This is a genomic window from Anaerococcus porci, assembly GCF_034090325.1.
Classification (GTDB): domain Bacteria; phylum Bacillota; class Clostridia; order Tissierellales; family Peptoniphilaceae; genus Anaerococcus; species Anaerococcus porci.
Window position 1 is genome coordinate 1 of record NZ_JAXDSU010000046.1, and the last position, 7,036, is coordinate 7,036.

The following is a 7,036-nucleotide window of genomic DNA, read 5'->3' on the forward strand; positions in this document are numbered from 1 at the left end:
ACATTTTTAGAAGCGACAAAGAGATTAGAAGAAAAGAGAGAAAAACTATACAAAGAAGAGCCTGAAAGAAAACTTTATGATGAAGGCAAAATAGGCTGGAACGAATACATGGAAATGTATAAAAAGAGAAAAGAAGTGGAAAGAGAAAAGTATAAAGACAACCAATTTTACCAAGATTACGATGACGGCTTAATAACCTACGATGAATTCTTGGCCCTTTCTTAAATAAGGAGAAAAAGATGACATACAGATACATGAAAACAAAAGATGATGTAAAGGAGTTAATCGACTCTTCAGCAATTACAATGCTTGGACTTTTTGAAGGAGAAAATGGAGACCTAGCTTTCAAAGATTATCTAAAGGATTACATTGAAGATGACACAATTTACATCACAATGGGAAAAACAATCAATGCACTTTACGAAACTAACCTACCAGAAGACTTAAGGATAGTAAGTTTAAAATATAATAAGCTTGGTAGACTTCCAATGATAAGGCTTGAGATTGGAGCAAAATGGTTTGACGATTTTATAGATAATCTTTAAAAAAAGATTGAAAAATAGCCAATTTATAGGCATAAAAGACTTGACTAAAACTCTCTTATACGGGAATATGTATATAACAAAAGCAAAGGAGAGTAAAACCATGAAAAAAGACCTTTTAGAAAGATTAGAAACAGAAGTTAAAGCTTGCAAAAGATACGTTGAAAACTCAATAAAAAAATCAAAAGAAGGTAAGATTGGAGCAGCCGTTAACCTTTTAGACATAGCAGGAACAGCAAAGAAATGTGCAGACCAAGTTCATGAAGAACTTTGGGAAGAATCAAAAGGAAACTTAACAGAAGAAGAATTCAAACTTTTTGCAGAATCAGAAACACTAGATAGAGAACTTAAGAAAGCTTACAAAGAAATAAAGAAAGCGAGAAAATAAAATGACTACATTTGAAAGAGACTATAAGGACGCAAAAGAAGGCAATGGAGTGGAAGTACTTAAGAGAAGAAAACAGGAAATAAATGATTTAGAGGAAAAACTTAGAGAAACAAGGAATAATTTTAGAGCGCAATGTATATGGCAAGAGTTAGTAAAATTGAAAGCAGAGTCTAATAAAATAGACGACTTATTTTAACAAAATTGACAAGGAGCTAAGGCCCTATTTGTCGTAGTAGACCTGGAGGGTCTTTTTTTTATGACCTAACCCGACGAACTTTAGTTAGTCGTAGGTAGGTCAGATGCCTGTTTGTTTCAAATCTATGATTTGTCAAAAACAGGCTATGCCCATTTTTACAGGAAGGAGGTTCAATGAAAAAATTAAAAAATTATAAGCCTACAAAGTTCATGCTTGATTCGTCACACTATGATAAAAACAAGGCTGACTATGCAGTTACTTTTATCGAATGTCTAAAACACACAAAGGGCAGATGGGCAGGTAAGCCTTTTAAATTGATTGACTGGCAAGAAGAAATTATAAGAGATTTATTTGGAATTGTCAAAGAAACAGGGTACAGGCAATTTAACACGGCATATATTGAAATACCTAAAAAACAAGGAAAACAGCTAGACCTAAATACTTTAATTCCTACACCAAATGGTTTTACCACTATGGGGAAAATAAGAGTAGGTGATGTAATATTTGATGAAAAAGGCAATCAATGTAATGTTGTAGCAAAAAGTAAAGTAGATTATAAAGAACAGGCGTATAAAATTAAATTTAAAGATGGCGAAGAAATTATAGCTGGTGCAAGACATGAATGGGTAGGGCAAATCACAAGAGGAAAGAGAAAAGATGTTACCATTACAACAGAAGAATTATTTAATATGCCTAGAGAAAATGAATCTTGTCTTAGATTTAGAATAAAAGTAGCTGAAAAAATAAAAACAGAATATACAGATTTAGAAATAGATCCTTACCTAATGGGATATTGGTTAGGAAATGGAAATGCAGTAAAACCAGAACTAACTATTCAAACTTGTGATGTGGTAGAAGTTTTAAACAAAGTCTGGCCAAATCATAAAATAGGAAATAGGTGGCAAAACAATGGAGATTCTAAAGTAGTAAGGATTCCTGAATTAAGAAAAATCCTACTTAAATCTTTTCATGATAAAGTTATACCAATGATATATTTGAGGGCATCCGTGGAACAAAGACTGGAACTATTGCAGGGTCTTATGGATTCAGATGGCTCTATATCCACTATAAAAGGACAAGCTATCTATACTTCTACTGAAAAAGCACTCTCTGAAAGTGTTAGTGAACTTTTATGGTCGTTAGGAATAAAAAATGCAATTACTAAAGCTCCATCAACTATAAGAAATGATATGGATAAACCTAGCGATGAATGCGGTAGAAGAAAGACAGGAGAAACATTATATTATGTAAAATTTACTGCATTTGATGATTTGAGAATAGCAAGCCTTAAAAGAAAACAAAAAAATGCTGTAAAAAGAAATCCAAGAACTAGAAGTCATTACAGATATATAGAAAGCATAGAAAAAGTAAAAAATAAAGGGATGCAGTGCATTCAAGTAGATAGTCCGTCACACCAGTATTTGGTGGGGCGTTCTTTTTTACCAACACATAATAGTGAACTTGCAGCAGCAGTAGCCTTACTTCTAACCTGTGGAGATGGAGAAGAAAGAGCAGAAGTCTATGGATGTGCAGCAGATAGACAGCAAGCAACTATTGTCTTTGATGTAGCAGCAGATATGGTTAGAATGTCTCCTGCCCTTTCTAAAAGAGTAAAGATTCTAGCATCTCAAAAGAGAATGATATATAAGCCTACTAATTCTTTCTATCAAGTTTTATCTGCAGAGGCTTATTCTAAACACGGATTTAATATTCATGGTGTAGTCTTTGATGAACTTCACACCCAGCCTAATAGAAAGCTATTTGATGTAATGACCAAGGGTTCAGGAGATGCAAGGACTCAGCCTTTATACTTCTTAATAACAACAGCAGGTACAGATACAAAATCAATCTGCTATGAAACACATCAAAAGGCAGTAGATATCCTTGAAGGAAGAAAAACTGATTCAACTTTTTACCCTGTAATTTACGGAGCAGATAGGGAAGATGATTGGACAGATGAAAAAGTATGGTATAAGGCGAATCCATCTTTAGGAATTACAGTTCCAATAGAAAAGGTAAGACAAGCCTTCAACTCTGCAAAACAAAATCCTGCAGAGGAAAATTCCTTTAGACAATTAAGACTAAACCAATGGGTAAAGCAAGCAATTAGGTGGATGCCTATGGACAAGTGGGATGCTTGCAACTTCAAAGTAAATGAAGAAGAATTAAAAGGAAGAGTTTGCTATGGTGGTCTTGACCTTTCTTCTACAACAGATATAACAGCTTTTGTCTTAGTCTTTCCTCCACTTGATGAAGATGATAAATTTCAAATCCTACCCTACTTTTGGTTGCCAGAAGATAATCTAGACTTAAGAGTAAAAAGGGATCATGTCAATTATGACTTATGGCAAAAACAAGGCTATCTTCAAACCACTGAAGGTAATGTAGTCCACTATGGCTTTATAGAAAAATTTATCGAATACTTAGGTGAGATATATAACATCCGAGAAATTGCCTTTGATAGATGGGGAGCAGTCCAGATGGTTCAAAACTTAGAAGGTATGGGATTTACTGTAGTTCCATTTGGACAAGGTTTTAAAGATATGTCTCCTCCTACAAAAGAACTCATGAAACTAACCCTTGAAAGAAAAATCGCTCATGGAGGTCATCCTGTTTTAAGGTGGATGATGGATAATATATTTATTCGAACAGACCCGGCAGGAAACATAAAAGCAGATAAGGAAAAGTCTACAGAAAAGATAGATGGTGTAATTGCAACCATCATGGCCCTTGATAGGGCGATAAGATGTGGCAATGATACAAGTGAATCTGTTTATGATGATAGGGGATTGATTGTTTTTTAAATTTACGTTATTTATGCAAAGCTAACTTGATAATAAATGCAAAGCAAACTATACTTATAGTGGAAAGTAAATTATGTATTATATAAAGAAGGTGGTTAATTGAAGACAAGGATTCCTGAATTAAGAAAAGAAAAGAAATTATCCCAAGCTGAACTTGCTGATATTGTTGGAGTTACAAGGCAAACTATTACATCTATAGAAACTGAAAAATACATAGCGTCTTTGCCATTAGCTTATAAGATAGCTAAATATTTTAACCTAAAGATAGAAGATGTATTTGAACTAGAGGAGGATGAATAATGAATTTAGAAAATTATCATGAAGTATTGAAAAAAAGGGAAAGATTATATAAATCTTATATAAGTTTTGCACTGATATTTTGGGGAATAGGTAATTTTTTATTAAAGGATCAGGCTAGGCTCAATGATTCAGCATTAGGATTTATTGATGGATTAACATTAGGAATAGAAATAATTTGTGTTTTCTGGGTGTTTAGAATTAGGAAAGCTTTAAAGGACGATAAATTATTAAGAGAATTGTACATTGATGAACATGATGAAAGGAAAAATTTTATAAAACTAAAATCAGGTTCTAATTTAATATGGAAAATAGCACTTGGAATTTTTGTAGTTTCTATTTTAGCTAGTTATTTTAATATGGTTGTTTTTTATACACTTGTAATAACTGGAATTTTTCTAATATTAGTGAGTTTGTCACTCAAACTTTATTGGAGAAAGATGGTATAAAATTTTAAATAAAGTCATATGAAGGAGGTGGTAATATAAATATTTTAAATTTAATATTCAAATCGAGAGACAAACCTAAAGACGGGGAGAGGATATCTTCATCGTCTTTTTTATTTGGGAGAACACTAGCAGGAAGGAATGTCAACGAATTTACTGCCATGCAAATGACAGCTGTTTATTCATGTGTAAGAGTTTTAGCTGAAACCTTAGCAGGCCTTCCTTTACACCTATATAGAAAGGAAAATACAAACTCAAAAGAGAAAGCAAAAGACCATTCTTTGTACTTTCTTCTACATGATGAACCTAATACAGAAATGACATCTTTTGTATTTAGAGAAACTCTAATGACTCATCTTCTACTTTGGGGCAATGCCTATGCCCAGATTATAAGAAATGGGAGAAATGAAATTATAGGACTTTACCCTCTAATGCCAAATAAAATGACAGTCATGAGAAGTGAAGATGGAGAAATCTTCTACAAATACAGGCACAAATCAGAAGAAGTTTATCTTTTAAAAGAAGATGTCCTTCATATTCCAGGACTTGGATTTGATGGTCTTATTGGATACTCACCAATAACCATGGCAAAAAATGCTATTGGTATGGCAATGGCATGTGAAGATTATGGGGCATCCTTCTTTCAAAATGGAGCTCAACCTGGTGGAGTCTTAGAACATCCAGGCATTATTAAAGACCCAGAAAGAGTAAGGGCATCATGGAATGCTGCCTTTCAAGGGCCTAAAAATGCAAACAAAGTGGCTGTCCTTGAAGAAGGAATGAAGTACCAACCCATAGCTATTGCCCCAAGTGAGGCCCAATTCTTAGAAACAAGGAAATTTCAATTAAATGAGATAGCTAGAATTTTTAGGATACCACCTCATATGATTGGAGATTTGGAAAGGTCAAGCTTTTCAAATATAGAGCAACAATCTCTTGAGTTTGTCAAATACACTCTTGATCCTTGGATTGTTCGTTGGGAGCAATCCTTAGAAAGAGCACTACTAACAAAGAAAGAAAAAGAATCCTACTTTATTAAATTCAACCTTGATGGACTTCTAAGAGGAGACTATGAATCAAGAATGAATGGATATGCTGTAGGAAGACAGAATGGTTGGATGAGTGCAAATGACATAAGAGAATTAGAAAACCTAGATAGGATATCGGCTGAAGAAGGTGGAGATCTATATATTGTAAATGGAAATATGCTACCACTTGATAAGGCAGGGTCATTCTATGAAAGTAAAAGAAACGGAGGTAAAAATACCGAGAATGAACAAAAATAAAATATTTTGGAATTGGAATAAAGATTCAAATGAACTCTATATAGATGGAGTTATTGCAGAAGAGTCTTGGTTTGATGATGAAATCACGCCAAGGCTCTTTTTTGAGGAATTAAAAAACAAAAGTGGAGACATCACTGTATGGATAAACTCTCCAGGAGGGGACTGCATTGCTGCCTCAAGAATTTACACAATGCTTTTAGAACACAAGGGCAATGTGACCATTAAGATTGATGGGCTTGCAGCATCTGCTGCATCGGTCATTGCCATGTCAGGAACTGAAGTATTGATGAGTCCAACATCATTAATGATGATTCATAACCCCTTAACTGTAGCCATTGGTGACTCAAAAGAAATGCAAAAAGCTATAGATATGTTAAAGGAAGTTAAGGAATCAATCATCAATGCCTATGAGATTAAGACAAGTTTATCCAGAGAAGAGATTTCTAATCTTATGGATGGAGAGACTTGGTTTGATAAGAACAAGGCTATTGAGCTGGGCTTCTGTGATGGAACTCTCACTGATAAAAGGAAAGATGAAAAAGTTACGAACATGGTCTTTTCAAGACGAGCAGTTACAAACTCACTTTTAACAAAGATGAATAAAGAGGTAAAGACTCATTCAATGAGCGAAGTAGAAGAAAGATTAAACAAAATTAAAAATACTTGGAGGTAATTATGGATTTAAAAGAACTAATGGAAAAGAGAACTAAAGCTTGGGATGAGGCAAAAGCATTTGCTGAATCTAAGAAAGATGAAAATGGCCTAATGTCTGACGAAGACTTTAAGACCTATGAAGAGATGGAAAGAACTATAGAGAATTACACTCGTGAAATTAAAAGAAAGAAGAGGGAAGAAGAAATGGATAAAACCTTAGAAAAACCTACTACTCAAGCATTAACAAATGAACCCGCTACTTTCAATGAAGAAGAAAAGCCTATGAGAGCAAGAAATGTCTATAAGAAATCTATGATGAAAGCATTAAGAACTAACTTTAGAGATATTTCAAATGAATTAAAAGTAGGTACAGATGAAAGTGGTGGATATTTAGTTCCAGAAGAAATGGAAGTAGATATTGTA

The 7,036-nt window shown here is 33.8% G+C and carries 10 protein-coding genes; all 10 read left to right on the forward strand.

Features of this window, described 5'->3' with window-relative positions; translation table 11 throughout:
* Nucleotides 1-225 (forward strand): hypothetical protein (locus SOR60_RS04800; RefSeq protein ID WP_320595359.1); only part of this gene is annotated, 225 nt, incomplete at its 5' end.
* 14 nt (nucleotides 226-239) lie between these two features.
* Complete coding sequence (locus SOR60_RS04805) at nucleotides 240-545, forward strand: hypothetical protein (RefSeq protein ID WP_176269772.1); 306 nt, start codon at nucleotides 240-242, stop codon at nucleotides 543-545.
* Between the two features lie 100 nt (nucleotides 546-645).
* Nucleotides 646-930: a transcriptional regulator gene (locus SOR60_RS04810; RefSeq protein ID WP_320595360.1), complete on the forward strand. Its 285-nt coding sequence runs from the start codon at nucleotides 646-648 to the stop codon at nucleotides 928-930.
* Nucleotide 931: 1 nt separating this feature from the next.
* Complete coding sequence (locus SOR60_RS04815) at nucleotides 932-1,126, forward strand: hypothetical protein (protein WP_320595361.1); 195 nt, start codon at nucleotides 932-934, stop codon at nucleotides 1,124-1,126.
* A gap of 173 nt (nucleotides 1,127-1,299) precedes the next feature.
* Nucleotides 1,300-3,930: a terminase TerL endonuclease subunit gene (locus SOR60_RS04820; protein ID WP_176269770.1), complete on the forward strand. Its 2,631-nt coding sequence runs from the start codon at nucleotides 1,300-1,302 to the stop codon at nucleotides 3,928-3,930.
* Nucleotides 3,931-4,029: 99 nt separating this feature from the next.
* Nucleotides 4,030-4,230, forward strand: a complete 201-nt coding sequence (locus SOR60_RS04825) for a helix-turn-helix transcriptional regulator (protein ID WP_176269769.1) — start codon at nucleotides 4,030-4,032, stop codon at nucleotides 4,228-4,230.
* On the forward strand, nucleotides 4,230-4,676 hold the full coding sequence (locus SOR60_RS04830) for a hypothetical protein (protein WP_176269768.1): 447 nt from the start codon (nucleotides 4,230-4,232) through the stop codon (nucleotides 4,674-4,676). The genes SOR60_RS04825 and SOR60_RS04830 overlap by 1 nt, the downstream gene beginning before the upstream one ends.
* Before the next feature lie 164 nt (nucleotides 4,677-4,840).
* Nucleotides 4,841-5,959, forward strand: a complete 1,119-nt coding sequence (locus tag SOR60_RS04835; RefSeq protein ID WP_320595363.1) for a phage portal protein — start codon at nucleotides 4,841-4,843, stop codon at nucleotides 5,957-5,959.
* Nucleotides 5,946-6,632: a head maturation protease, ClpP-related gene (locus tag SOR60_RS04840; protein ID WP_320595364.1), complete on the forward strand. Its 687-nt coding sequence runs from the start codon at nucleotides 5,946-5,948 to the stop codon at nucleotides 6,630-6,632. Before SOR60_RS04835 ends, SOR60_RS04840 begins: the two co-directional genes overlap by 14 nt.
* A gap of 2 nt (nucleotides 6,633-6,634) precedes the next feature.
* Nucleotides 6,635-7,036, forward strand: a 402-nt coding sequence (locus tag SOR60_RS04845; protein WP_320595365.1) for a phage major capsid protein, incomplete at its 3' end; no start/stop codon positions are given.